Raw genomic sequence first — 1789 nt, 5'->3', positions numbered from 1 at the left:
CAGCTGTTTTTGCTCTGGAAACTGAGTATCCGGCATTCAAACAGCTGTTTTTACTCTGGAAACTGAGTATCCGGCGTCCAAACAGCTGTTTTTGCTCTGGAAACTGAGTATCCGGCATTCAAACAGCTGTTTTTGCTCTGTTGTTGTACAACAATGATATTAACCCAAATTACGCGATAGACAGTTCGGCGTTTACCATGCTTGCCCCCTTTAAAGGGATGACATCCCCCTTCGCTCCGCTCTTCCCCCTTTGAAGGGGGGGCAGGGGGGATGTCGACCGGCAAACACCTCAACAATTAAACATTTCAACAACTCAACACCCGAAGGGCTTCACTTTCCACTTTTCGTTTTTCACTTTTCGTTTTTCACTTTTCACTACTACATGTATTACCTCAGGCTTTCAGCCCTCCGCCGAGGGGGCGCCTTGTTTCCCCAACGCTTCGCTTCGCTCCACATTGGGCTGAATTAACGCGCCCTTTCAGGGCTCTTGTTTTGTTATACCGGGTACACAGTTCGGCGTTTATCATGCTTGCCCCCTTTAAAGGGATGACATCCCCCTTCGCTCCGCTCTTCCCCCTTTGAAGGGGGGGGCAGGGGGGATGTCGACCGGCAAACACCTCAACAAATCAACAACTAAACACCTCAACGCCCGAAGGGCTTCACTTTTCACTTTTCACTTTTCACTTTTCGATCATTTGCGTTCGGACCTCGTAATTCGTAATTTTAATAAACGTTCAGCCATCAGCCAAATCAACACCTCTCCGCCCGAAGGGCTTCACTTCCTCCCGAAAACGCCTCCCGAATCCTGCTCCTGTACAGCCATAAAAATGTCGGTTTCTTTGTTTTTCCCGGAATCGGCCTGAAATGAAAAATCATATATTTATATGATTTTGTATGTGAAAAAATGTTTCGTAATTAAACCCGGAAGAGTTGTTTTTTTCCTGATTTTTTAAAGATTGTTTTGTAATTGATTGGTTTTCTAAAGAATGTAGTTTTAAGATAAATTATTTTTTACAATCTGTTTTGGATTTTTGACAATGTAAAAATCATATATTTATATGATTGACACACGCTGTTTACTTGTTTAATTTTGTCAGCGATGGTATGTATTAACAAGGTAAAAAAACAGATTATGAAGAAAGCAGAATGGATTTCGTTCGGTTGTCTGTTAGGGATCATACTGGCGACCGGATCATGTAAAGAGACGCTTCAAAACGCGCTCAGTAAAGAAATTTCCGTCAAGAATCGCGAAATTGTGTTCGATGTACATCCGTCGGTGCTTTCGCAGGCCGGCGCACAGGGGGAAGAAGCCCCGATGTTACTCGCGAGCGCGACGGAAGAGGTACTCTACGACGGCATACTGAATGTAAACGTGGCCGCCGAACTGGAAAAAAACGGGCTTTCGTTCGAGCATCTCAAGTCGTTTCTCATCACGCAGGGAACGCTCGAAGTCGTTACTCCGCAAGGGTTCGATCTGAACACGTTCCGCACGGCCAAACTCTATTTCGATAATCAAACAGTCTTAGTCGCTAAGGCCGACGTGATAGATGCCGTCGCGCGCAAGGTAAAATTTACCATTATCAACGGCGAACTCCTCGACAAACTCAAAAACGACAAACTGCACGTGATCCTCACCGGTATCCGTCCCCAAGTCATCGTACGTCTCAAGCTCGTCATGGACTATCAAGCCAAAGTCACATTGATTAAATGAAAATAACGAACTATATTAATACGCAAATAAAATGAGGACAAAAATTCGACCATAACTTAGAGCCTGTTTAAATTTTAT

Annotated in this window: 1 protein-coding gene; it reads left to right on the top strand. The window is 44.4% G+C overall.

What is annotated here, in order from left to right; genetic code table 11:
- Window positions 1-1132: 1132 nt before the first annotated feature.
- Window positions 1133-1711: a hypothetical protein gene (locus EII41_RS13555; RefSeq protein WP_124790999.1), complete on the top strand. Its 579-nt coding sequence runs from the start codon at window positions 1133-1135 to the stop codon at window positions 1709-1711.
- The last annotated feature ends 78 nt before the right edge of the window (window positions 1712-1789 follow it).

The organism is Tannerella forsythia (assembly GCF_003860135.1).
Classification (GTDB): Bacteria; Bacteroidota; Bacteroidia; order Bacteroidales; family Tannerellaceae; genus Tannerella; species Tannerella forsythia_A.
Note: the sequence above shows the minus strand (reverse complement) of the source record. Positions and strands in the feature narration are given on the sequence as shown.

What these genes read in the sequence shown, in the direction of transcription:
- EII41_RS13555 (WP_124790999.1), top strand. Translation starts at nt 1,133, where the DNA reads ATGAAGAAAGCAGAATGGATTTCGTTCGGTTGTCTGTTAGGGATCATA.